General features: G+C 73.4%; 11 protein-coding genes. 5 read left to right on the top strand and 6 right to left on the bottom strand.

From position 1 onward, the window contains the following. From ACFTZC_RS29085 to ACFTZC_RS29065, 5 genes are all read right to left on the bottom strand, one after another. The coding region (locus ACFTZC_RS29085) for a winged helix-turn-helix transcriptional regulator (protein WP_382894671.1) at positions 1-180 on the bottom strand (180 nt) is incomplete at its 3' end. 124 nt (positions 181-304) lie between these two features. After that, a complete protein-coding gene (locus ACFTZC_RS29080) occupies positions 305-3,604 on the bottom strand; it encodes a PQQ-dependent sugar dehydrogenase (protein ID WP_382894669.1) in 3,300 nt (1,099 codons plus the stop codon). Positions 3,605-3,647: 43 nt separating this feature from the next. Next, on the bottom strand, positions 3,648-4,631 hold the full coding sequence (locus tag ACFTZC_RS29075; protein WP_382894667.1) for a sugar phosphate isomerase/epimerase family protein: 984 nt from the start codon (positions 4,629-4,631) through the stop codon (positions 3,648-3,650). A gap of 246 nt (positions 4,632-4,877) precedes the next feature. Then, a complete protein-coding gene (locus tag ACFTZC_RS29070) occupies positions 4,878-5,831 on the bottom strand; it encodes a hypothetical protein (protein WP_382894666.1) in 954 nt (317 codons plus the stop codon). 471 nt (positions 5,832-6,302) lie between these two features. Continuing rightward, a complete protein-coding gene (locus ACFTZC_RS29065; protein ID WP_382894665.1) occupies positions 6,303-6,842 on the bottom strand; it encodes a DinB family protein in 540 nt (179 codons plus the stop codon). A gap of 156 nt (positions 6,843-6,998) precedes the next feature. Between ACFTZC_RS29065 and ACFTZC_RS29060 the strand changes: the two genes are divergently transcribed. From ACFTZC_RS29060 to ACFTZC_RS29050, 3 genes are all read left to right on the top strand, one after another. After that, the gene (locus ACFTZC_RS29060) at positions 6,999-7,898 is read left to right on the top strand and encodes an ABC transporter substrate-binding protein (protein WP_382894663.1); all 900 of its coding nucleotides are present in this window, start codon (positions 6,999-7,001) and stop codon (positions 7,896-7,898) included. 119 nt (positions 7,899-8,017) lie between these two features. Further along, positions 8,018-8,839: an amino acid ABC transporter permease gene (locus tag ACFTZC_RS29055; protein ID WP_382894719.1), complete on the top strand. Its 822-nt coding sequence runs from the start codon at positions 8,018-8,020 to the stop codon at positions 8,837-8,839. Beyond that, the gene (locus ACFTZC_RS29050; RefSeq protein ID WP_382894661.1) at positions 8,836-9,651 is read left to right on the top strand and encodes an amino acid ABC transporter ATP-binding protein; all 816 of its coding nucleotides are present in this window, start codon (positions 8,836-8,838) and stop codon (positions 9,649-9,651) included. The genes ACFTZC_RS29055 and ACFTZC_RS29050 overlap by 4 nt, the downstream gene beginning before the upstream one ends. Positions 9,652-9,759: 108 nt before the next feature. Here the strand turns inward: ACFTZC_RS29050 and ACFTZC_RS29045 are convergent, their stop codons facing one another. After that, positions 9,760-10,959, bottom strand: a complete 1,200-nt coding sequence (locus tag ACFTZC_RS29045; protein ID WP_382894659.1) for a low temperature requirement protein A — start codon at positions 10,957-10,959, stop codon at positions 9,760-9,762. A 621-nt stretch (positions 10,960-11,580) separates the two neighbouring features. Between ACFTZC_RS29045 and ACFTZC_RS29040 the strand changes: the two genes are divergently transcribed. Next, positions 11,581-15,753 carry an amino acid adenylation domain-containing protein gene (locus ACFTZC_RS29040; protein WP_382894657.1) on the top strand — a complete coding sequence of 1,391 codons (4,173 nt, stop codon included), beginning with the start codon at positions 11,581-11,583 and terminating at the stop codon, positions 15,751-15,753. Then, complete coding sequence (locus ACFTZC_RS29035; RefSeq protein ID WP_382894655.1) at positions 15,750-25,439, top strand: amino acid adenylation domain-containing protein; 9,690 nt, start codon at positions 15,750-15,752, stop codon at positions 25,437-25,439. The genes ACFTZC_RS29040 and ACFTZC_RS29035 overlap by 4 nt, the downstream gene beginning before the upstream one ends. Positions 25,440-25,637: the final 198 nt, after the last annotated feature.

Genomic DNA, 25,637 nt, shown 5'->3' with positions numbered 1-25,637 from the left:
GTAGCGGCGGCCGCCGCGCGACGCCGCCGGGCCCGCCTCCAGCACCGTGCCGGCGGCGAGCATACGGTCGAGCTCGGCGAGGAACCGTGGACGCGGCACCTCCAGCCGGCCCGCCAACTGGGCACGGGACAGTGGGCCGTTGTCCCGTAGCAGGGACAGAACGCGGTACTGAATGCTCACAGGCTCACTTCCTCCGACCGTCACTTTTTCACACCCTGGCAAAAGTTGCGTACACCTCTACGAAACCCGCACAGAGCTGCCCCGCCGGAGGGGGGCGGGGCAGCTCGGTGGTGCAGCTCGGCCGTCAGCCGGTCAGCCCTCCCTTCACGGCCTTGGCGTCCCGGGCGAGGGCCGCGCCCGCCGCCGCGTCCGGCACCAGTCTGGTGTCCTCGGCGGAGGCGGCGAAGGAGTCCAGGACCGCGCGGGCCTGGCTGATCCTGCCCGCCTCGGCGTGCCCGCGCGCCTGGTCGAGCCGGACGGTCAGGCGCTGCTCGCCCTGATCGGTGACGAGCTTGTCGGCGCTCAGGCGCGGGATCAGCGCGGCCAGGTCGTCGAAGGAGGCGCGGGTGGTGAAGCGCACCGTCTTCGTCGTGGTGTTGCCCGCCCGGTCGACGGCCTTCACCGTGAGGTCGTGGCCGCCGAGCGGCAGCCGCCACAGGTCGAGCGGCTGCCCCGGGGTGATCGGGGCGCCGTCCAGGGTGGTGGTCGCGGTGACCCCGCCGGAGACCGCGTCGGTGGCGGTGACCACGGGCTTCGGGCGCTGGGAGTCCCCGTACACGCCGTCGGCGTCGAGGCCGGTGACCGTGACGGCGGGGCCGGTGCGGTCGATCCGTACGGTCAGGGTGCCGGTCTCGGAGACGTTGCCGCCGCTGTCGGTGGCCCGGTAGCGGACGGTGGTGGTGCCCTCCGTCGACAGGGTGACGGCGGCGTTCGCCGACAGCCAGGTCGTACCGCCGTCGACCGAGTACTGGCGGCTGCTGACGGTGCCGTTGTCGGTGGCGGTGACGTTCAGCGACACGTTGCCGGTGTACCAGCCGTTGGCGCCGTTCGGCCGCGGCGGGTCGAGGGTGGCGGCGACCTTCGGCGGGGTCCTGTCGGCGACTCCCGCGCCCTGGAAGGTCAGGGAGTCGAGGTCGACGCCGCCGGAGGTGGTGACGTAGAGCTGTCCGCTGCCCGAAGGGGCGTCCGGCAGCTTGGTGGTGACGGTCTGCCAGCCGTCGCCCGCCGGCACCGTGACGGTGGCGAACGGCGCGGCGTCCGCGGCGTTCCAGCGCAGCTCCAGCTTTCCGGCGCCGGAGGCGCGGGTCTGCACCCCGGTGATGCCGGCGAAGGAGACCGGGTCGTAGGCGATCCAGTCCCCCGCGTCGAAGGAGGTCACCTTGCGCTGCCCCGACGCGGTGGTGTCGTCGGTGATGGTGACCCCGTCCGCGGAGTCGTAGTGCTCGGCCTGCATGAGGGCCGGGTTGAGGACCACCTGGGCGTCGCCGGTGGCCGGCGGGACACCGTTCGCGCCCTTGTCCGTGTAAGTGATGCCGAGGACACCGAAGACGTTCTCGGTGTCACCGTGCCCGGCGTCGGACGGTGTGACGACGGCGCCCGAGCAGCCGGTGCCGCTGTTGACCGGGTGGCCGTGCTGGTTGTGTCCGAGGCCGAAGGTCCAGGCGGCCTTGGCGCAGTCCGGGGTGGCGCCGTCCTCCGGGTCGTCGACGGAGATCCCGTACGGCACGGCGTCACCCCAGTTGAAGAAGCCCCCGTCCGGCGGCGAGGTGATCTTCACGGTGGGCGCGGTGTTGCCAACGGTGATCTGACGGCTCGTCAGTCCGTTCTTGCCCTGCGGGTCGGTGACCTTCAGGCGGGCCTGGAACTGTCCGTTCTCCGGGTAGGTCCGGCTCACCGTGGGGCCGGTGGCGTCGAAGGTGCCGTCGCCGTCCAGGTCCCACTGGTAGGTGAGGGCGCCGTTCTCCGGGTCGGTGGAGCCGGTGGCGCTGAAGTTGACCGTGAGGGGGGCCTGTCCGGAGGTGACGTCGGCCTTGATCACGGCGGTGGGCGCCTTGTTGCCCTCGGCGTAGTCGATCCGGTAGAGGCCCGCGTCGGGGTTCTGGCGGAAGAAACCGTCGCCGTAGTCGAGGACGTAGAGCGCGCCGTCGGGGCCGAACTCCAGGTCCATCGGGTTGTCCCAGGGCGGGTTGCCGGTCGCGGACCGCTCGCTGTTGGGGAGGACGTTCTCCAGCTTGCTGACCGGGCCGTCGGGGCCTTCGAGGGTGAAGGCGGCGACGTAGTCCTGGGAGAACTCCCCGAAGAACGCCTTGCCGTCCCAGTACGCGGGGAACTTGCCCGGGGCCGGGTTGTCCGCGTCGTAGTGGTAGACCGGCCCCGCCATCGGGGCCTGGCCGCCGGGGCCGCCGGGACCGCGGAACGCGGTCAGCTCGGGCCAGGGCTGGTCGCTGTCCTTGTCCCCGTACCAGAGGGTGGCCGGGGTGGCCGGGGGCAGCACGGAGGCGCCGGTGTTCCAGCGCGAGTCGTTGACCGGCGCGGCGCAGTCGAAGGCCGGGCCCGGGGTGAGGGTGGCGAAGTCGAAGTCCCGGTACGGGTGGGAGTTGTCACCCGTGCAGTACGGCCAGCCGCCGTTCATGGGCTTGGTGGTGGTCTGCCACTCGACGTACCCCATGGGGCCGCGGTTCGGGTCGGCGGTGCCCGCGTCGGGGCCGTAGTCGCCCCACATCACGGCGCCGGTCGCCCGGTCCACCGTCAGACGGAAGGGGTTGCGCAGCCCCATCACGAAGATCTCGGGGCGGGTCTTCGGGGTGCCGGGCGCGAAGAGGTTGCCCTCGGGGACGGTGTAACTCCCGTCCTCCTTCACGTTGATGCGGAGGATCTTGCCGCGCAGGTCGTTGGTGCTGCCCGCGCCGCGGCGCTCGTCGAGACCAGGGTTGTAGCCGGCCGCGTCGTTGATCGGTGTGTACCCGTTGACGTTGGGGCCCGACGCCGGTGTGTTGCCGCCGGTGGAGAGGTAGAGGTTGCCGTCCGCGTCGAAGTCCACGTCACCGGCGACATGGCAGCACTGGCCGCGGTTGGCGTCGACGCGGATGATCTCCTGGGCGGTGGACAGGTCCAGCTCGTCGCCCGTCCACTTGAACCGGGTGAGGGTGTCGTACCCCTCCCACTGCTTCCAGTACGCGTCGGTCTGCCCGGCGGGCAGCTGGAGCGGGGCGGAGCCCGCCGGTGTGTCGAGCGGCGGGGAGTAGTAGAGGTAGACCCACTTGTTGGTCTCGAAGTCCGGGTCCAGGGTGACTGTTTGCAGCCCGTTCTCGGAGTTCTGGTACACGTTGATGTGGTTGACGACCTTGGTCACCCCGGTGCCGGGGTCGGTGAGCCGCAGATCGCCGTTGCGGGCGGTGTGCAGCACCCGGCTGTCGGGCAGCACGGCGAGGTCGATGGGCTCGCCGGTGTCCTTGGTCAGGGTGGTCTTCTCGTAGTTGCCCCAGTCCAGGGCGTGTTCGTGGTTCTCGTGCGCCTGGGCGGCGGGGGCGAGGCCCGCCAGACCCAGCGCGGGCAGGGCGGTCAGCAGGACCCCTGCCATCAGGCGTCTCAGGGAACGGTGCACGGTGAATACGTCTCCTCGGTCGCTGGCGGGTGGGGGGCGGGCCTCAGCTGAGGAGTCCGTGCAGCGCCGCGAAGCTGCGTTCGGCGGCACCGAGCGAACCCGGCGGGTTGGGCTGGGTGTTGGGGGCCGTGTCCTGCTCCCAGATGCCGATGTGGGCGGCGCGCGGACCGATGTCGCGGATGAAGCGCTCGTACGGCAGGTCCCCGGCACCGAACTCGACGATGTCGAAGCCGTTCACGTTGGACGGGTTGGCGTCACCGTCCTTCATGTGGAACAGCGGGTAGCGGTAGGGCTGGTTACGGACGTACGCGGCCGGGTCGAACCCGGGGTAGCGGTACTGGCCGACGTACGCCCAGTAGATGTCCAGCTCCAGGTAGACGTGGCGCGGGTCGGTGTTCTTGAGGAACACGTCGTAGAGGCGTACGGACGGCTTGTCCGTGGCGAAGGCGAACTCGCCCGCGTGGTTGTGCTGGTAGAGCTTGAGGCCGCGCGCGGTGGCCGCCGCGCCCCACGTGTTGAACTCTTCGGCGGCGGCACGGTAGCCCGCGACGGTGTTGAGGTTCGAGGGCGCGTTGGCCGTCCCGACGTGCGGCATGCCGAGGATCTGCGCCGCGTCCAGCTCGGCCTGGAGGTTGGTGCGCAGGTTGCCGATGGCGACATGGCTGCCGACCGCGGTGAGCCCGTTGTCGTCGAGGAGCCGGCGGATCTCCGGGACGGTGATCTGGCGGCCCAGGATGTCCGTGTTCTGGGTGTACCCGGCGAACTCGACCTCGCGGTAGCCGATCCGGGACAGCTCCGCGAAGACGGCGGCGAAGCCGAGCGCGGCGACCTTGTCGCGGATGCTGTAGAGCTGGATGCCGATGCGGTCCTTGGGGATGGTGAGCCCGCGGTTGGCGGCGGTGCTCGGGGCGGCGGTGGCGGAGGTGGCCGCCGCCCCGGTGACGGAGGCGGCGGCGAGCGCCACGGTGGTGCCGGCGGTGGCGCGCAGGAAGTCCCTGCGGTCGAAGGACTTGTGCAGGTGGCCCATGGTCACTCCTGAGGGATGGGCGGGGGTGTCGTCACGGCGAGGTGGCGGCGTGGGCGTGTGGGGGTGCCGGGGTGTGGACGGAGCCGTCGGGGATGACGGAGGGGGCAGTGGTGTGCACGGTGGCGGAGGCGGGACCTCCTGGGGGCGTACGGAACGACGCGTCGGCCGGCGTACCCGGGGTGCGGGACGGGCGGCGCGCCGGACGGTGTCCCGTCAGGAGCGGCCGGGGGTCACCTCAGCCGGGGCTCACTTCAGCCGGGAGTCGCCCGCGGCGTGGGCGTCGGCCCGCGCCTCGGCGGCGCGCTCCGCGGCCTTCTCGGCGAGTTCGTCGCCGCGGTCCCGCGCGGCGAGCTTGGCGGAGCGGGCGGAGGAGGCCGCGGGGGCGGTCTCGCCGGTGATGCCGCCGCGGACCCGGGCCAGGTCACCGACCTTGAGCGCGGGGGTGTTCCCGGTGGCGGTGAGCGCGCCCCGGACGATGGTGTTGTCGAGTACGGCCTCGGCCGTGTTGCCGGTGACGGCGAGGTCGCCCCCGAGGTACGTGGCGCCCCGGCAGGGGCCGAGCAGTCCTTCGCCGCCGAGCTGGAGGGCGTCGGCGTTGTCCTTGTACACGGTGTTGCCCTGGACCTCGCTGGCGCAGAGGACGCCGCCGAGGGTGTTCCCGCTCACCGTGAGGGCGCCTTTGACGGTGCTGTCGTACACGTCGGTGTACTGGTTGCGGTCCCCGGTCAGCGCCCCGCCGAGGGTGCTGCCCGACACGTACAGCTCGCCGGACTCGGCTCTGACGGTCCCGCCGAGGGAGGAGTCGACGGCGTACACGAAGCCCTCGGTGGCGGCGATGCCGGACTTGACGGTGCTGTCCTGGAGGTGGGCGCCGAACGCCGCGCTGGTGGTCAGCGTGCCCTTGACGGTGGTGTCGGTGAGGTCGAGATAGGCGTTCCCGCCCACGTTGACGGCGCCGTTGAAGGTGGCTCCGGCGGCGACGAGGTCGGCACCGTCCTCGACGGTCACGGTGCCCTTGACCTTCGTGCCGGTCAGGGTGCAGGACTTCCCGGCCGGTACGACCAGATCGCCGTTGACGGTGACGGCGCCGCCGTCCCCGACACAGGTGGTGTAGAGCGCCGCCTGTGCGGAGCCGGCGAAGGCGACGAGCCCTCCGGAGGCCACCAGCGAGGCCGTGGCGATGAACGTGCGTACCTTCATGTCGTATCCCTTCCGCTGCGGTGACGGCCGCGGCGTTCGCGCGGCCGAGACCCCCGTACGCCGACGGGGGGTGCTGCACAGTGAGTGAGCGTGCGACCGCCTGGGCGGCGGGCGCGCAGCGCCTCGGGACGGGGCCGGACAGGGCCGGGCCCGACCGTGGGGGGAGAGACGTGGAAAGACTCATGTGGTGAAGGGCGTTCGTGTGAACGCCGGGCGGCTGCGGTGTTACCGCGTCGAAACACTTGTCCGGTGGGCCGAGACATTAGGACGCCGGGTGGGAGCTGTCCAGAGGTTCGGTACGAATCTCTGGAACTTTCTCATCATCCGTCAAAAGATCTGCCGCTCAGAAGAAAAGGCTTTCCGCCGGTGTGCGGTCACACCGGCGGAAAGCCTCCTCAACAGGTCGGTATGCGAACGCGACGGCGCAACGCGGTACGGCAGTCCTGCGGTACGCCAGTCCTGCGCTTCGGACTAGCGGTCCGCCGTCCCGGCCCGCGCGTGGAAGCGCTGGGTCAGGCCGATCTCGGCGACGTTCTTGGCCAGTTCGAAGTTGACCCAGCCCGCGATGTCGACCAGGGCCGTCTCCTGCCCCCAGGGCAGCCCGGCGGTCCGGTCGGTGGAGTCGAGTTCGGCGTCGGTGAGCGGGAGCAGCGCCGCGCGCCACTCGTCCTTCAGCCCACGCAGCCACTCCGCGGCCGCGTCGGCGCCGCCCGGCCAGGTGATCTCCTCGCGCGGGGGCGCGCCCGGCCCGAAGCAGTGGGCGAGGGTGGTCGTCCACCAGTACCCGATGTGCCAGGTGAGCCAGCCGATCGAGGTGGCCGGGGCGGGGTCCGGTTCCGCCGTCTCCCAGTCGGCCGCCCAGCCGCCCCGGCCGTCGGGGCGCACGGTCCAGCAGTCCGGCGCCGGTTCCCAGAGGCAGGCGGCGTCGTCCAGATCCCGCAGGTAGTACTCGAACAGGGACCAGGTCAGGTCCAGTTGGCGGGTCAGCAGACCGGCTCGGGCAGTCGTCACCCGCGGAGCCTGCCAGCGTCCGCGATCACCGGGCAAACGCTTTTACGAGCCGCCGGGCGTCACCCCACGCCGGGGGCCGGTGAGCCGCGGCGGAATTCACCCGGCCGCAATGCCCTGATCTCGACAGACGCCCCCGCACGATGGCACTCTCCCGCCATGCGTCTCACTGCCAGGAGCCTCACTGCCAGGAGCTTCCTCCCCGCCGTCCTCGCCCTCACGGTCGCCGCCACGGGGTGCGCCCCGCAGGACGATCCGCCGGCCGCCGGTACGCCGGCGGGCACATCCGGGCCGGCGTCCGCGTCCGGCTGTGCCGCGGGCGGGCTCGCCACGGAGACCAGGGGGAAACTGACGGTCGGAACGGACAAACCCGCCTACGCCCCCTGGTTCGAGGACGACGACCCGGCGAGCGGCAAGGGCTTCGAGTCCGCCGTCGCGTACGCCGTCGCCAAGGCCCTCGGCTACGGGGCGGACCAGGTGGTGTGGCAGACCGTACCGTTCAACAACTCCTTCGCGCCGGGCTCCAAGAGCTTCGACTTCGACATCAACCAGGTCTCCATCAGTGACGAACGCGAGCGGGCCGTCGACTTCTCCTCCGGCTACTACGACGTCCGTCAGGCCGTCGTCGCGCTGAAGTCGTCGCCGTTCGCGGGCGCGAAGAACGCCGCGGCGCTGAAGGGCGCCAAGCTCGGCGCCCAGGTCGGCACCACCAGCCTCGACACGATCGACGAGATCATCAAGCCGTCACGGCAGCCCGCGGTCTTCCAGAAGAACGACTTCGCCAAGTCGGCGCTGCGCAACGGCCAGGTCGACGCGATCGTCGTCGATCTGCCGACCGCCTTCTACATCACCTCGGCCGAAGTGACCGACGCGAAGGTCGTCGGGCAGTTCGCCGGCTCCTCCGGCGACGCCGAGCAGTTCGGGCTGGTCCTCGACAAGGGCAGCGCGCTGACCTCCTGCGTCACCCGGGCGGTCGACACGCTCCGTGCGGACGGCACCCTCGCGGCGCTGGAGAAGCGGTGGCTCTCCGACGCCGTCGACGTGCCGGTGCTCAAGTGACCGGCGAGGGCCTGCGCGTGGGGAAGTCCCCCGACGGGGACGGCGCGGATGGCTGCGGCGAGCGCGCCGGCAGCGGGGAGCCGGGCGCGGAGGATCCGTACACACCGTCGGCGCGGCGGATCGAGCGCGAGCGGTACAAGCGCGCCCGGGCCCGCCGCGCCACCGCCGTCGCCGCGCTCTCCACCCTGGTCACGGGCGCCGTCCTCTTCGTGGTCATCACCGGCTCGCCGGGCTGGCAGCGTACCCGCGAGACCTTCTTCAGCGCCGAGTACGCCCGGATGGCGCTGCCCCGGGTCCTCGACGGGCTGCTGCTCAACCTCCGGCTGCTGGCGGTCTGCGGTGTCTGTGTCCTCGTCCTCGGGCTGCTGCTGGCCGTCGCCCGCACCCTGCGCGGCCCGGTCTTCTTCCCGGTCCGGGTGCTGGCCACCGCGTACACCGACTTCTTCCGCGGACTGCCGCTGATCATCTGCCTGTTGATGGTCGTCTTCGGCGTACCGGCGCTGCGGCTGCAGGGCGTCACCACCGATCCGGTGCTGCTCGGCGGCACCGCGCTCGTCCTGACGTACTCCGCCTATGTCGCCGAGGTCTTCCGGGCCGGCATCGAGTCCGTACACCCCTCCCAGCGGGCGGCGGCCCGTTCCCTGGGGCTGTCGCGGGCCAGGACGCTGCGGTACGTGGTGCTTCCGCAGGCGGTACGGCGGGTGGTGCCGCCGCTCCTCAACGATCTGGTGTCGCTCCAGAAGGACACCGGTCTCGTCTCGATCGCGGGGGCCGTGGACGCCGTGTACGCGGCGCAGATCATCGCCGGAAAGTACTTCAACTACACGCCGTACGTGGTCGCGGGGCTCGTCTTCGTCGCGCTGACGATCCCGATGACCCGGTTCACGGACTGGGTCACCGCCCGGATGGACCGCCGCCGCGCGCAAGGAGGCACCGTATGACCGCCGACGCCCCGGACGTCACGCCGGTACCCGCGCCGGGCACGCCCGGGACCGGCGGCGGCGCCACCCCCGTCCTGCGCCTCGAATCCGTACGCAAGAGCTTCGGGCGCGACCGGGTCGTCCTGCGCGACGTCACCCTGGACGTGGCCCCGCACACCGTGACCGCGCTGATCGGGGCCTCCGGCTCCGGCAAGTCGACCCTGCTGCGGTGCGCGAACCTGCTGGAGGAGATCGACGACGGGGCGATCTTCCTCGACGGGGAGGAGATCACCGATCCGCGGGCCGACGCCGACGCGGTGCGCCGCCGGATCGGCGTCGTGTTCCAGTCGTACAACCTCTTCCCGCACATGACGGTCCTCCGGAACATCACCCTCGCGCCACGCCGGGTCCTCGGCGTCCCCCGCGAGGAGGCCGAGGCGGGCGCCCGTGAACTGCTGGCACGGCTCGGGCTCGGCGACAAGGCGGAGGAGTACCCGGACCGGCTCAGCGGCGGGCAGCAGCAGCGCGCCGCCATCGTCCGCGCCCTCGCGGTGCGCCCGCGGCTGCTGCTCCTCGACGAGATCACGGCGGCGCTCGATCCCGAACTGGTCGGTGAGGTGCTGTCGGTCGTACGGGAGCTCAAGAGCGACGGCATGACGATGGTGCTGGCCACCCACGAGATGGGATTCGCCCGCGAGGTCGCGGACCAGGTGTGCTTCCTGGACGCGGGAGTGGTGCTGGAGCGCGGCACCCCGGAGGAGGTCTTCGGCGCCCCTCGACAGGACCGTACGCGGCGGTTCCTGCGCCGGATCGTCGAGGCGGGGCGGCTGTAGGCCCGGTCGTCGTGTTCCAGGCCGACGGAAATGTGGTGATCAGGTCCGGCGACACGGTGCACTGGGCTGCGGGAACGGAGAGCTGACCACGTCACCCGCCGGCTCGGGTCACCCCGGCCGCACGGCGCCCCGGGCGGCCCGCCCGGGGCGCTCGGCCAGCGTCACCCCGACCGCGACACTCGCCGCCGCCACCAGACCGGCGGCGAGTACCGCCCAGGTGCCCGCGAACGTACAGGCCGCCGTCGCCAAGGCCGCGACCGGCAGGACCAGTTGCTGCGCCGGACCGGTCTTGAAGTGGCGTGCGTGCAGCAGCCAGACGGTGAACGGGAAGAGCGCCGCCGGTACGGTCACGGCGGCGGAGGCGGCGAGCGCGGAGATCGGGGCCTTGCCCACCGCGTGTTCCACGGCCACCTCCAGCCCGGCGCCGATGGCGGCGGCCGACCCGAAGATGACGAAGTGCCCGTATCCCCACTGGAACGCCTGCCGGTTGCCGGTCAGCCGCTCGTGCGCGGGGACCGCGAAGTAGACCCACCACGCGGCGAACACGATGAGAACACCCCCGGCGGCGATGGGCAGCAGCTCCCCGAGCGCCTCGCTCTCGTCCAGGGCCTCCTGGACGGCGACGGTCGCGGCGGACATCGTCTCGCCCAGCACGATCAGGGTGAACAGACCGTAGCGCTCCTCGATGTGGTGCGGGTGCCAGGGCGTCCGGTGGTGCCGCTCCGCGATGACCGGCACCAGCAGTTCGGCCGCGGCCAGGACCAGGAACAGCCAGTGCCTCAGGTACGCCGGCGCGATCAGCAGCGCCGCCCAGGCGACCTGGCAGAGCGCCACGCCGGCCGCGTAGCGCACGGCGGTACGCCGGGCCGGCCCCGCGGGCTCCGACAGGGCCGCCCGGAGCCACTGCGCGGTCAGGGGCACCCGCATCATCACATAGCCGAGGAGCGTGACACTCCAGTCGTTGTCGACGAAGGCCCGGGGCACGCCCGCGGCGTAGACGAGCACCCCGCAGATCTGGAGGAGCACCGCGATCCGGTACGGTACGTCGTCGCAGTCGTAGGCGGAGGCGAACCAGGTGAAGTTCATCCAGGCCCACCACACGCCCCAGAACACGAAGAGGTAGCCGGTGATCCCGGCGCCCGGATGCCCCTCCGCGAGGGCGTGCACGAGCTGCGCCCCGGCCTGGGCGACCGCCACGACGAAGCACAGGTCGAAGAAGAGTTCCAGCGGGGTCGCGGTGCGGTGCGCCTCGGTACGGCTGCGCGCGGTCATCCGGCGCAGCGGCCCCGCTGCGGTGGTCGGCGTCATGGGCCCAGCACACCAGAGCGGCACGCGGCGGGCGGGTAAGGCGCGCTCCTTGCCCATGTGTGGCGCCGCCAAACCCGGCCGCCCCGGTTCCGCCCCGCCCGGCGCCCCGCATCTGCCCGGAAGGGCAGGGTGGTGGGAACGTACGGGCACCACGGGGTAGCCTCCGGGCCTCCCGGCCGGCCGGAGCGGGGCGGCCACGCGGACCCGTCACCTCCGTATGAGGCTGTTCGGTCGGGTCAACTGCCGCTGCCGCACGACCGATTGCCGTCCGAAACCCCGGTGGGGCGAGGTGTTTCCCCGCCCCGGGCAACCATTGACATGATCAGAATCCTGTCCAATCATCATCGAGCCAGTGACGCCGAAGGGCCGTCGGTGGCCCGGCGTCCGGTCGGCGACATGCACGCGCGCACGCACAGCACACGCACACCCGCACTGACGACACCGACATCGACACCGCTCCCCATCGACACTCCTCACAGAGAACGACCGGCGGTGCCTCGACACACCGAGGCGGGCGCGGTCCACACTCCGCGTGACGACGGCGTCCGCGGCGCGTCCCCGCACCACCCACCCGCGCGATCTCATCCCCCACTGAGCCTCTCCCAGGGGAAAGGGCTGGTCATGTCGGCGATACGCAGCTCCTCTCACACCCCGCACACCCCGCACACCTCCCGCACCTCGACCGCGCCGCCGCCCCACGCCGTCCTGCCGCCCGGCGGCGACGAGCCGGACCCCGGGCGAGGGACGCGGGCTCCCCTGTCGGCGGCGCAGCAGCGGTTGTGGATGCTGGGGCAACTGGAGGGGGCCGGCGAGGCGTACAACGAGCCGGTGGCCTTCTCCCTGCGGGGGCCGCTGGACCGTACGGTGCTGCGCCGGGCGCTCGACGCACTGGTCGCCCGGCACGAGTCGCTGCGTACCAGGATCGTGCCCGGGGAGGGCGAGGCGTACCAGCGGATCGACCCGCCCGGCACGGGCTTCGCCCTCGTGGTGGAGGATCTGACGGGGCGTCCGGACGCGGAGGAGCGGCTCACCGCCCGGCGGTACGAGGAGGCCGCCGCGCCCTTCGACTTCGCCAGGGGGCCGCTGGCCCGTGGCCGGCTGCTGGTGCTGGGCGCGGACCACCATGTCCTGCTCGTCACGGTGCATCACATCGTCTTCGACGGGGCGTCCCGGGACATCATGCTGCGTGAACTGGGCCTGCTCTACACCGCGTTCGTACGCGGCGAGCGGCCCCCGTACGCCGCGTCCGCCGAACTCGCCGAGAAGGACACGCGCGACGCACCGGACGCGCGGGACGCCGCCGTACTGCCGCCGTTGACCTGGCAGTACTCCGACCACGCCGCCTGGCAGCGGGAGTGGCTGTCCGGCGAGGAGCCCGCCGCCCGGTCGGAGCTGGCCGCGCAGAGCACCTACTGGACCGGGACGCTGGCCGGTGCCCCGCCGCTGCTGGAGCTGCCGACCGACCGGCCCCGCCCGCCGGAGCAGGACTACCGGGGCGGCCGGGTACGGGTCAGCATCGACGCTGAGCTGACCGCGGCGCTGAAGGACCTCGCGCGGCGGCACGGCGTCACCCTGTACTCGACGCTGCTGACCGGCTGGTCCGTGGTGCTCGGGCAGCTGACCCGGCAGTCCGACATCGTTGTCGGCGCACCGACGGCAAACCGCCGGCGCGGCGATGTCGCCGGTCTGATGGGCTTCTTCGTCAACACCCTGGCGCTCCGGATCGATCTCTCGGGATCGCCGACGGGCGCGGCCCTGCTGCACCGCGTGCGCGGCGCGCTCCGCGGGGCCCTGCGCCACAGCGATCTGCCGTTCGAGCGCGTGGTGGAACTCGTCAACCCGCCACGGAGTCCCGCGTACTCGCCGCTCTTCCAGACCATGTTCGCCTGGGTGCCGTCGCTGCGCGGGCTCCTGGAGCTGCCCGGTGTGACGGCGGAACCGCTGGACATCCCGTACGCGCCGGCCAAGTTCGACCTGGTGCTGGCGCTGACGGAGGAGGACGGCCGGATCGTCGGTGATCTGGACTACGCGAGCGCCCTCTTCGACCGGGAGACGGTCGAGCGGTACGCGCGCTACCTGCCCCGCGTGCTGGCGGGGCTGGCCGAGCGGCCCGACCGGGAGATGGCGGACCTCACGCTCATGGACGCGCGGGAGCAGCGGGAGCTGCTGGCGAACTGGAGTACGGCCGACGGCAGTTGGCCACCGGCGGCGGTCTCCCCGGACTCTCCGTCGCCCTCCCTGGTCGAGCGCTTCGAGGCCCAGGTACGCCGCCGCCCCGCCGGGGCCGCGGTGGTGGACGAGGGGACCCGGCTCGACTACGCCGCGCTGGGGCGGCGCGTCGACCGGCTGGCCCGCGCCTTGACGGCCCGTGGGGTCGGCCCCGGCCAGGTGGTGGGTCTGCACGCCGGGCGGTCGGCGGAGCTGGTGGTGGGGGTCCTCGGCATCCTCACGGCGGGCGCCGCCTATCTGCCGCTCGACCCCGGCCAGCCCGCCGGGCGGCTGGCCGCCATGGTGGAGGACGCCGTACCCGCGCTGGTGCTGAGCGATCTCGCCGCGCCGCCGGCCTCCTGGTGGTCCCTGACCACGGTCGAGGCCGAAGCCGCGGACAGCGAGGGCGGGCACGGCGGGGGCGGGCACGACGGCGCTCCCCGGGGCGCGGTCCGCCCGTCGGATCCCGCGTACGTCATCTACACCTCCGGCTCGACCGGGCGGCCCAAGGGTGTCGTGGTCACGCACGGGTCCGTGACCAACCTGTTCGACCAGTGGCTGGCGCGGTTCGGGGAGACTCCCGGCGAGGCGGCGTCGGCCTGGTCGAGCATCGGCTTCGACGGCTCGGTGCACGAGCTCCTCCTGCCGCTGACGACCGGCGCCGTACTGCATCTGGTCCCCGACGAGCTGCGCGGCGACCCTCGGGCGCTGATGGGCTGGCTGCGGGAGCACCGTGTCACGCAGGCGTTCCTGCCCCCGGCCTACGTCAAGTGGATCGACGAGGATCCGGCGGAACGCCTGGCGGGGCTCGCCCTGCGGCAGTTGCTGACGGGGGTGGAGTCCCTGCCCGAGGCGGCGCTGTACCGGATGGGGCAGGTGCTGCCCGGGCTCCGCGTCTGTTTCGGCTACGGGCCGACCGAGGCGACGCTGTACACCACGGCGTACACCGACTTCCGGCCGCTGGAGCGGCCCTGCCCGATCGGCAGGCCCCTGCCGGGCACCCGGCTCTATCTGCTGGACGAGGGGCTGCGGCCGGTGCCGCCCGGGGTGGCGGGCGAGGTCTTCGTCGCGGGCGCGAGCCTGGCCCGGGGGTACGCGCACCGCCCGGAGCTGACGGCGGAGCGCTTCGTGCCCGACCCGTTCGTGCCCGGGCAGCGGATGTACCGTACGGGCGATCTGGCCCGGTGGCTGCCGGACGGCAACGCCGTGTACGCGGGACGCGTCGACGACCAGATCAAGCTGCGCGGCTTCCGGATCGAACCCGGCGAGGTGGAGGCGGCACTGCTGGCCCTGCCCGGGGTGCGGGAGGCGGCCGTCCTCGCCGACCGCGCCGGCCCGGGTGAGCCGCGCCTGGTGGCGGGCATCGGCCGGGGCGACACCGCCGCCGGGCCGCCGCGGGAACCCCGGCCCGCGCACGAGTGGCGGGCGGCGCTGGCGGAGCGGCTGCCCGACTACATGATCCCGTCGGTCTTCGTCGAGTTCCCGCGGCTGCCGCAGAACCGGAGCGGCAAGCTGGACCGTACGGAACTCCTGGAGCGCTCCCGCGCCACGCCGCCGTCCCAGGTCAACACGGCCACCCCGCGGGACCGTGTCGAGATGGCGCTCCACCGGATCTGGAGCCGGCTGCTGCTCCATCCCCGTATCGGCATCACCGACAACTTCTTCGACCTGGGCGGTACATCGATCTCCGCGATCAAGGTGGCCCACGCCGTCCACGAGGAGTTCGGCGAGGAGCTGCCGATCCGGGACATCCTCCTGCACCCGACGGTCGAGGCGCTGGCCGAGCGGCTGCGGAAGGGGGGCCCGGGGCGGCCGGGGCCGGGCAGCCGGGACGATCACCTCGTCGAGTTCCGCGCCGGTGACGGGGAGCGGCGGGTGGTCTGTGTCCATCCGGCCGGCGGCACCGCGTTCTGCTATCTGCCGCTGGCCGCCGCGCTGCCCGCGAGCGTCGGCGTCCAGGGCATCCAGTCCCCCGGCATCAACGCGGGCGAGCTGCCGCTGCCGAGCGTCGAGGCCATAGCGGAGGAGTATCTGAAACGCGTCGATCCGCTGCCCGGCGAGTCCCTGGTCCTGTGCGGGCTCTCGTACGGCGGGCTGGTCGCCCACGAGATGGGGCGGCGGCTGGCGGCCGCCGGGCACCGGCGGCTCAGTGTGGTCCTGCTCGACACCCACGGAACGGAGGACGCGGTGGAACGCGCGGCGATCGAACCGGTGGACGCGGCCGAGTTCCGGGAGAAACTGGTCCGGTTCAACGGCATGTACCCGGGTATCGAGGACGACCAGATCGACCGGTACTTCCAGGTCTACAACCACAACCGGATGACCGCCCGGGACTATCTCCCGCCACCGTCGGCGGCCCGGCTGGTGTTCGTCCAGGCCACCCCGGACGGTGCGGACGCCACCGATCGCGAGGACGGGTCCCGCGTACGGGAGTTCTGGCAACGACGGGCCGGGCAAGGGCTGTTGACCGAACCGGTGGCATGCGGCCACTGGGACATGCTGGAGAGCGACGCGGTGCCACGGGTGGCGGAGCTGATCACCGCGGAGCTGACCCGGCTCGCGTCCACCACGCTGGAGGTGCGATGAGACCGGCGACCGGACTGGCGCGGGCGGTGTACGCGCAGGCCCTGCGTACCCCGCGGGCCATCGCCGTGAGCGACGGGGAGCGGCGGCTCGACTACACGGAACTCGCCGCGGCGGGCGAGGCGGTGGCCCGGGGGCTGGGCCGCGCCGGGGTGCGTCCCGGCCAGGCGGTGGCCCTCGCCCTGCCCCGCTCCTGGCAGCAGGTCTGCGCCATGCTCGGCGCCCTGCGCCTCGGCGCCCGGGTCGTCCCCCTCGACCTGCAGAGCCCTCCGGAGCGGCGCCGCCACATCCTCACCGACTCGGCCAGTGTGGTGGTGCTCCACGGCGGGACGCCCCCGGACGGCCTCCCGGACTCCGTACGGCCGTTGCCGGTCGCCGGGCTTCTCGCCACGGAGCCGGGCGAGTTCACACAACAGGACGAGCCCGGGCCGCCGTTCACCGACCCACCGGTCTCCTTCGTCTTCTACACCTCGGGAACGACCGGCGTTCCCAAGGGTGTCGAGCTGGGGGACTCCGGCATCCTGCGCCTCGCGCTCCCCCGGCCCGGTTACCTCAAGCCCCCGGCCGAGGGCGCGCGCTACGCCTGCCTCGCCAACCCGGCCTTCGACGCCCTGAGTTTCGAGGTGTGGGTGCCGCTGCTGACCGGCGGCCGCTGTGTGATCCTCGGCGACGAGGCCGTCCGTACCCCGCACGAACTGGCGGCGGCGCTGGTGCGGGAGCGCATCGACACAGCGTTCGTCACGACGGCGCTGTTCAACGCCGTGGTCGACACGGTGCCCGACTGCTTCGCCGGGGTCGGTCAGCTCCTGGTGGGCGGCGAGCAGCTCAACGCGGCCGTGGTACGCCGCTGGTACGCCCACAACGCGTCGAGCGCGACCCGGCTCCACAACGTCTACGGGCCGACCGAGGCGACCACGTTCGCGCTGTGCCACCCCATCCCGCGGGAGGTCGAGGGGGACCGCATACCGATCGGGCGGGCGCTGCCGGAGACCGGGACCCTGCTGGTGGTGCCCGGTACGGAGCGGACGGCCGCGCCCGGCGAAACGGCCGAACTCCTGCTCTCCGGTGCGGGCCTGGCGGCCGGGTACCGGGGCCTCCCCGAGGAGACGGCGCGCCGCTTCGTCCGGCTCCCATGGCACGACGGCGGCCGTACGCGGTACTACCGCACCGGCGACCTCGTGCGCGCGGACGCCGACGGTGTGATCGAGTACGTCGGGCGCGCCGACCGCCAGGTGAAGGTACGCGGCTTCCGGATCGAGCCGGGCGAGGTGGAGCGGCGGATCGTGGCGCACCCCGCGGTCCGCCAGGCCTACGTGTGCACCCGCCGTGACGGGGAGCACGGGCCCAACGAGCTGCTGGCGTACGTGGTGTTCGGGCGGGAGGTGTCCTTCGCGGAGTTCGACCGCCATCTCGCGGCCGGGCTGCCCGGCTACATGCGCCCGCACCGCCTCCACCGCGTCGACGCCCTTCCCCGTACCACCAACGGCAAGGTCGACCAGGCCGCGCTGCTGGGCCTCGACACCCCGCCCTGGCGCCCGCACGGCGGTGCGGAGCCCGGGGCCGTCACCACGCGGCAGCGAGCGGTGCTCGACCTGGCGGCGGGGATCCTCGGCGTACCCGACGCACGGCTCGACGACCGCTGGATCGCCCTCGGCGGGGACTCGCTCAAGGCCCTGCGGCTCCGCTTCGAGGTACGGCGGCGCTGGGGCCGCGAGCTGCCCCAGACGGCGGTACTCGACGGGAGCCTCGCCGGGATCGCCGACGCGATCGGCGACCCGCACCCCACACAGCTCGCGCAGACCACACAGGCCACACAGACGTACCCGGTGCCCGCCGCCCCCTCCGGGGCCTGGACCGCGCCCGCCACGAGCGAGCAGCAGCGCCTGTGGTTCCTGCAACAGCGTTCCTCGGGGTCCCGGGCCTACCACGTGGGCCAGGCGTTCCGGGTGGACGGAACGGTCGACATGGTCGCGCTGCGCCGGGCCCTGCGCGGACTGGTCGCCCGTCACCCGGCGCTGCGCACCGGCTTCGAGGCGGCGCCCGAGGGGCTGCGCCAGGTGGTGGGCGAACCGTACGACCCCTGGAGCGCGCCCGTTCCGGATACGGCCGGTACGGAGACGCCCTGCTCGGATGCGCCCGGCCCGCACACACCCGGCCCGCACGCGGCCGATGACGACATGGCCGACGAGGACAGCCCTGTACGGGCCTTCGCCGACGCGTTCTTCGGCCGGCCCTTCGATCTGGCCGAGCCCCGGATGCTCCGCGCGAGCTGGCTGCCGCTGAGTGGCGGCGGTGTGCTGTTCCTGCACCTGCACCACATCGCGGTCGACGGCTGGTCCCTCAATGTCCTGCTGGCCGATCTGTCGGCCGGATACGCGACCGCGCTCCGCGACACGGCCGCCCCCCGGACCCCGGACGCACCACCACCGACGGAGCCCCCGTCCCTGCCCCCGTCCCTGTCGCTGTCCGAGGCGCCGACGCCGCTCGACTACGCCGTCTGGCAGCGCGACTGGTTCGCCGGCCCCGCCTACGAGGAGCAGCGCCGCGCGCTGCGCGACCACTACGCGGGCCTCGGCGCGGCGGCGGAGCAGCAGGCCGTGCCGGGGAACGCCGGTGGCTTCTCCCCCGGGCGGCTGCTGGGCACCTCGCTCGACGCCGCGCGCCGCGCCTCCGTGGACCGGCTCTGTGCCGAACTCGGTCTGACCCGCTTCGAGTTGCTGCTCGGCGTCTTCGCCTGCTCGTTGTACGGAGTGACCGGCAGGACCCGGCCGCGCCTCGCCGGCCCCGTGGCCAACCGGCCGGTGCGGGAGTTCGAGGACAGCGTCGGGATGTTCGCCAACACGGTTCTGCTGCCGTCGGCCGTCGAGCCGCGCGCCGACCTGCGCGGCCAGGTGGCCCGCCTGGGCGCCGGGGCGCGTGCGGTGCTGGAGCTCCAGGACGTGGCCCTGGCCGATGTCCTCGCCGACCGGGCCACGGGCGCCGGTTCGTCGCCGTTCGACTTCCTGTTCGTCCTGGAGAACACTGACTTCGGCGCGCTCGCCCTGCCCCGGTGCGCCACCCGGCCGCTGTGGTGGCCGCCCGCCGAGGCCAAGTGCCCGCTGACCCTCTCCGTCGTCGAGCGCGGGGACGGCCTCGACTGCCTGTGGGAGTACGCCGACGACCACTTCACGGCGGCCGAAGTGGCCGCGCTGGCCGACCTGTTCACGCGCGGTCTCGATCTGCTCGCGGACGGGGTGACCACGACACCGGCCGAGCTGGCGGCCCCGTACCGCCGGGCACTGCCCGATCCGGGGCGCGGCACGGCGGCGTCCCTGGCCTGGACCACCGTGGCGGAAGGGTTCGCCCGCCAGGTCGCCAGGACGCCCGGCGCCCCCGCACTGAGCGGCGCCGACGGCACCGTCGGCTACGCCGAACTCGACGCCTACGCGGGAGCCCTCGCCGCCGAACTGCTCGCCGCCCATCCGCTGCCGGAGGACGACGGCCGCCCCTGCCATGTCGCGCTCCACCTCGGACCCTCGGTCGAGCACGTGGTCGCGCTGCTGGCCCTGGCGCGGCTCAACCTGACCGTCGTACCGCTCGACCCGTCGTACCCGCCCGCCCTGCTGCGGCGGATCCTGGAGCGGGTGGACCCGCTCTGCGTGCTGCTCGCCCCCGGCGGCGAGGCGGCGTTCGACGCCGTGGACCCGGGTGGCATCGCACGTCACACCGTCACACTCTCGACGGCCGCCGCCCCGCCCGTACCACCGCACGACGGCGCCCGGCCGCTGTACACCCTGTTCACCTCGGGCTCCACCGGCGTCCCCAAGGGGGTGCGGGTCTCCGACCGTACGCTGTGCAATCTGCTCCAGTGGCAGGCCGAGTCCGGCGGTCTCGCGGGGCCCGCCGCCACCCAGCAGTTCTCCATGCTCTCCTTCGACGTCTCCTTCCAGGAGATCTTCGGCACCCTGTGCGGCGGCGGGTGCCTGCATCTCGTACGGCCGGCCTGGCGGCAGGACCCGCCGGCGTTCCTCGCCCAACTGGAGTCGGCCGGCGCGGAGCGTGTGTTCATGCCGTACGTCGCGCTGCAACTCCTCGCCGAGCACGCGGTGCACCTGGGCCGGTACCCGGCGCGGCTGCGCGAAGTGGTGACCGCGGGCGAGCAGCTCGTGTGCACCGACGCGATCCGCCGCTGGTTCGCGGGTATGCCGGGCGCTCGGCTCTTCAACCATTACGGCCCCACCGAGACGCATGTGGTGAGCGCGCTCCGCCTCGACGGCGACCCGGCGCGCTGGCCGGACCGTCCCGCCGTCGGGCGGCCGGTCGCGGGCGCCGTGCTGCGCGTGGTGGACGAGGCGGGCGAGCCGGTCCCGCCCGGGTGCACCGGCGATCTGCTGATCGGCGGCACCATGGCCGACCGCTGCTACCTCGGCGACCCGGCGCTCAACGAGACGCGGTTCGTGGAGGTGCCCGGCCTCGGCCTCTTCTACCGCACCGGTGACCGCGCCTCCTTCGACCGGGAGGGCCTGCTGCACTACCGGGGCCGGGACGACCAGCAGATCAAGCTGAGCGGCCACCGGCTGGAACTGGGCGAGGTGGAAGCGGCCCTGCTGCGCCACCCGGAGATCGTCCAGGCCGTGGTGGTACACGACGGCGAACACCTGGTGGCCTGCCTCCAGTTCCGCGGCGGTCAGGCACCCACGGCGGGAACGGCCCCGTCGCGGACACCGGCGGACGGGACGCCGACCGTCCGGGAACTCACGGCCCATCTCGCGACGCTGCTGCCGGCCCATGTACGGATCGACCGGTTCCGGCTGCTGGACTCCCTCCCGCGCACCCCCAGCGGCAAACTCGACCGCGACGGCGCCCTGCGAGCCCCCGGTAGGGACCTGCCCCGCGACACCGAGGCGTTCCCTCTGACCGCGCGTCCGGAGGCACGGCTGGAGGCACGGCTTGCCGCGGCCTTCGAGACGGCGACCGGCTCGCCCATCGGCCCGGAGCAGACCTTCTTCGACGCCGGTGCGTCGAGCCTCGGCCTGATGCGTTTCCATCTGCGCTGCACCACCGAACTGGGCCTGAGCTTCGGCGTCGCCGACCTGTTCGAGCATGTCACCCTGCGCGCGCTGGCCCGCTTCCTCGACGGCGACGTCCAGGAGCCCGGCCCCAGTCCCACACCCACGTCAACGCCCACATCCACCCACGCGTCAACACCCATCTCCCCGTCCCCGTCGCCGTTCGCCATGGGCCGACCCGCTGTACCGGCCTCGGAGCCCATCGCCGTGATCGGCATGGCGGTACGGCTGCCGGGCGCCCCGGACCTGGGCGCCTTCTGGGAGATGGTGAGGTCGGGCGGCAGCGGCATCACGTACTTCGACGCGCCCGAGGGTGTCGTCGGGGCACGCAGTCAGCTGGACGGTCCGCTCGCCTTCGACCCCGGCCACTTCTCCCTCAGCCCGCAGGAGGCCAGGCTGATGGACCCCCAGCAGCGTCATCTGCTGATGAGCTGCGCGGACGCGCTGGCGCACGCGGGGATCGCCGATCCGTCCGCGCTGCGCGTGGGTCTGGTCGCCGGTGCCGGGGAGAACACGTACTTCCAGGCCATGCTGCGCGAGGCCGACCCCGCTCTCCTGCCCGACGGTTTCCAGCTCGCCCTGCACCACGAGAAGGACTTCCTCGCCACCAAGGCCGCCTTCCACCTGGGGCTGACCGGTCCCGCCTTCACCGCCCAGGCCGCCTGCGCCAGTTCGCTGGTCGCCGTCCATCTCGCCGCCGGACTGCTCCGCCAGGGCGACGCGGAGGTGATGCTGGCCGGCGGCGTTCTGATCGACATGGAACTGACCGGCGGCTACCGCTACCGGCCGCAGCACATCTTCTCGGTGGACGGCCACTGCCGGCCCTTCAGCGACGACGCGAGCGGCACCGTCGGCGCCAGCGGTGTCGGTGTGGTGGTGCTCAAGCCGCTGAGCCTCGCCGAGCGCGACGGCGACACGGTCTACTCGGTGATCACCGGCTCGGCCCTCAACAACGACGGTTCCGACAAGCTCAGTTACAGCGCGCCCTCCCTCGCCGGCCAGCGCGAGGTGATCCGCGCCGCCCTGCGCCGCGGCGGCCGGAGCGGGGCGGACCTCGGCTATGTCGAGGCACACGGCACCGGGACCACCCTGGGCGATCCTGTCGAGGTCGGCGCGCTGCGCCAGGCGTTCGACCTGACGGAGTCCGGCCGCTGTGCCCTGAGTTCGGTCAAGAGCCAGATCGGGCATCTGGGGGCGGCGGCGGGTGTGGTCGGCTTGATCCGGGCCACCCTCGCCGTGCACCACGGTCTCATCCCGCCGCACTCCGACTTCCGCGCCCTCAATCCGCGGATCGGCCCGGACCCGACGCCCTTCTACATCCCGACCGAGGCACGGCCCTGGCCCGCCGGCCGGGACCGGGTGGCGGCGGTCAGCAGCTTCGGCATCGGCGGCACCAACGCCCATGTCATCGTCGAAGGGACCGCGCGGACGGGCTCGTTCGCGCCCGGCGCGACAGTACCTCCCCTCTCGTCGGTCGCGTCCGACGCATCCGTCGCGTTCGTCCCCTCCGTCGCACCGGTCGTGCCGATCACCATCGCGCCCTGTCTGACGCTGTCGGCCGGCAGCGAGCGCGCGCTGCGCGCCGACGCCGCCCGGATCGCCGACTACCTGACGGCACGGCCCGAGACGTACGGCCAGGTCCTGCGCCATGTGCAGGCGGGCCGGCCGGCCCGTCGCCGGCGGCTCGCGGCGGTCTGCCCGGACGCGGCCGGCGCCGTGGAGTGGCTGCGTACCGTTGCCGAGGACGCCGTGCCCGCGGACGCGGCGTCCTCGGCCGACGAGGTCCGGGCCGGTGCGGCGATCCCGGCGACCGGCCGGACGGCGGCGGAGCTGGCTGCGGCGTGGACGGCCGGGCAGGCGATCGACTGGCCCGAAGGACCCGCGCAGGCGCCGTGGGACTTCCCGCCGCCCGCCTTCGCGACGGAGGAGTACGACTTCGCGCGCGCCGCGCCGCCGGCCGCCCCGGCCGGAGAGGTGGCCGCAGAGGCCGCCACGCCGTCGGCCGGGACCGGAGCCGTGGAGACGCCCCGACGGCTCCCGGAGACCGCGTGGCTGCACCAGCCCCAGTGGGTGCGGCTGCGCCACGCCGCCACCACGACCGCGGCGCGCACCTCCCGGCTCGTGGTGGTCCTGACGGACGGTCCGGTACCGCCGGAGGCGGTCCGCGCGTTCGAGACGGTCCACGCCCGGGTGGTACGGGTCGCCGCCGCCGCTGGTTTCGCCCGGCGGGCCGACGGCGGATTCGAGGTCGACCCGGCCGATCCGGCGTCCCTGCGCACCCTCCTCGACACACTGACGGAAGAGAGCGGCGGGGGCGGCGGGGACGACGAAGGCATCGCCGTCGAGTGGCTCCACGCCCTGCCGCTGGGGCTCGCCGGACCGGTCGGCGCGGACACACTGGAGCGCGCCCACTGGGCCTGCCTCGACACACCGGCCGCGCTGCTGCGGGCGGTGGCGGACGGTCCCGGCACCGCACGGCTGCGCCCCTGGTGGCTGTCGTACGGGGCCCGGCCGGTGGACGGTCCCGTACGGCGGCCGGAGTCGAATCTGCTGGCCGGCGCCGTCGAGGTGGCCCCGCAGGAGGGCGCGGCGGCCGGGCACTGGCTGGACCTGCCGAGCCCGGAACCGGCCGACTGGGCACCGCACGTGGCCGCGTTGCTGGCCGCCACCGACCGCGCGGGGACCCGTCCCGGTGACGGCGCCGCGCCCCGGACGCCCGGACAGCTCGCGCTGCGGCAGGGCTTCTGGTGGGAGCGGACCACCCTGCCGGTGCGGGCGGACGAGGCCGGCCCGGCCGACCCCCTCGGCGAGGACGTCGCGGCGGGCGCCGAGAGCGTCCACCTCGTCCTGGGCGGCACGGGCGGCATCGGCGGCGCCGTCGCGGCCTGGCTGCTGGAACGTACCGAGGGCCGGGTCCTCCTGCTGGCCAGGAACCCCGTACTCCCCGCGGAGTTGGCACCCTGGGCCGACCGGGTCGAGCTGATCGCGGCGGATCTCGCCGAGGCGGCGTCCGCGGCGACCATGGCCCGGATCGGGGCGCGGACCGAGCGGCTCGACAGTGTGATCCACGCCGCCGGAGCGGGAGCGGGCGGCCTGATCGTACGGCGTGACGCGACCGCGACGCGCGACGCGACGGCGGCGAAGGCGGGGGGCGCGCTGCTGACGGAGCGGCTGGTCGAGCGGTACGCGCCGGGGCTCGCGGTCTACTGCTCCTCGATGTCGGCGCTGCTCGGCGGCGTCGGCCAGTTCGACTACGCGGCGGCCAACGCGCTGCTCGACGGCTTCGCCCACCACCGCTCCGGCGACAGCGGGAACACCACGCGGCTCACCGTCAACTGGGACGTGTGGCGCGAGGCGGGCATGGCCCTGCGCGTCCCGCACCCGGACGCCCGCCATCAGGCGCACCTCGCGGTCGGTCTGACGGTGGCGGAGGGCAAGCGGCTGTTCGGGCGGGCCGTGGCGCTGCGGCTGCCGCAACTCCTCGTCTCCACCACGGATCTCGACGCCTCCCGGGTGTTCTACGAGGCTCCGGCGACAGGACCGGGGACCGCGGCCGAGGAGGAGGAGGCGACCACACCCACCGAGGTCGCGGTGGGGCTGCTCACCGAGCGGCTGTGCGAGTGGATGGGGTTGGACCGGCTCGACCCTGACCTCCCGCTCTACGACCTGGGTGCCGACTCGCTGACGATGCTGGACCTGATCAGCGAGGTCAAACGGCACTTCGGGGTCGAACTCGAACTGTCCTGGCTCAGCCACCGGGTCTCGCTCAACGAGATCCTGACGCGACTGGAGGAAGGGTCACCGCTCGCCCCGGTGTCCGGGTCCGGCGACGTCGACGTCGACGTGGACATGGACGTGGACGTCGACGTGCAGCTGGAGGTCTGGCAGGAGGGCACCGACCGAGGTGTCCCCGGGCGCGAGGTGCTGTGCCTGGTGCACCCGGTCGGTGGTGACATCCAGGCCTACCGGTCGCTGGTCTCGGCCCTCGACCCGCGGCTGACCGTCTGCCTCATCGCCGACCCGGCGCTGCGCCGCCCCGGCGGGCCGGCGTGGCCCCTGGCCGAACGGGCCCGGCGCTACCGCGCCGCGCTCCTCGCGCGCTTCCCCGCCGAGGAGTGGCGGATCGGCCTGGCCGGCTGGTCCTTCGGCGCGTGGGTGGCGGCGGAGATGGCCGCCGAGGCGGAGGCGGCGGGCCGGCCGGTGGCCACGCTCGACCTGCTCGACCCGCCGCCCCCGGGCGCCGGCGCGGGCTTCCAGGCGTACGACGAGCCCCAGCTCGAAACGGTCTTCGCGGCCGAACTCGGCCACAGCGGCAGCTCGTCGACGGGTGCGCCCGCGCAGGCCTACGCCGAGCGGCTCGCCGCGTGCTGCCGGGCCAATCTGCGCAGCATGGCCGGGCACGAGGTACGACGGCTCGCGGCCACCCCCACCCGGTTGTGGCCGGCGGGGCGGCCGGTGACGGGGATGCCCTCGGCGGGGTCGCCGGAGGAACAGCGGGCGCTGTGGCGGCCGTACCTCCCGGAGCTCCGTTCCTGGCAACCGCTCGACACCACGCACTACGGCGTGGTCCGGCAGCCGTACGTGGCCGCGGTGGCCGAGGCGATCAACGCGGCCGTGTACGGAGACCCCGTCACGGGGTGACGGCGGCGGGGCCCGGGCGGGCCGGGCCTCCGTACGCGCTCACGCCGGCACCGCGTTGACCAGGTCGACGCCCATGTCACGGCCTGCCGGACCGGCAGGCCGACGTCGGTGAACCGGTCGTCGGTGGCCTCGGGGTGCGGCCCAACGGCACGGACCCTCGTCCCGCCTTCCGGCCGCCCTCCGCGCTGCCTACACTGG

The organism is Streptomyces sp. NPDC056987, assembly GCF_042673865.1.
In the GTDB taxonomy this organism is placed as follows: Bacteria; Actinomycetota; Actinomycetes; order Streptomycetales; family Streptomycetaceae; genus Streptomyces.
This window is presented reverse-complemented; position numbering and strand designations above follow the sequence as displayed.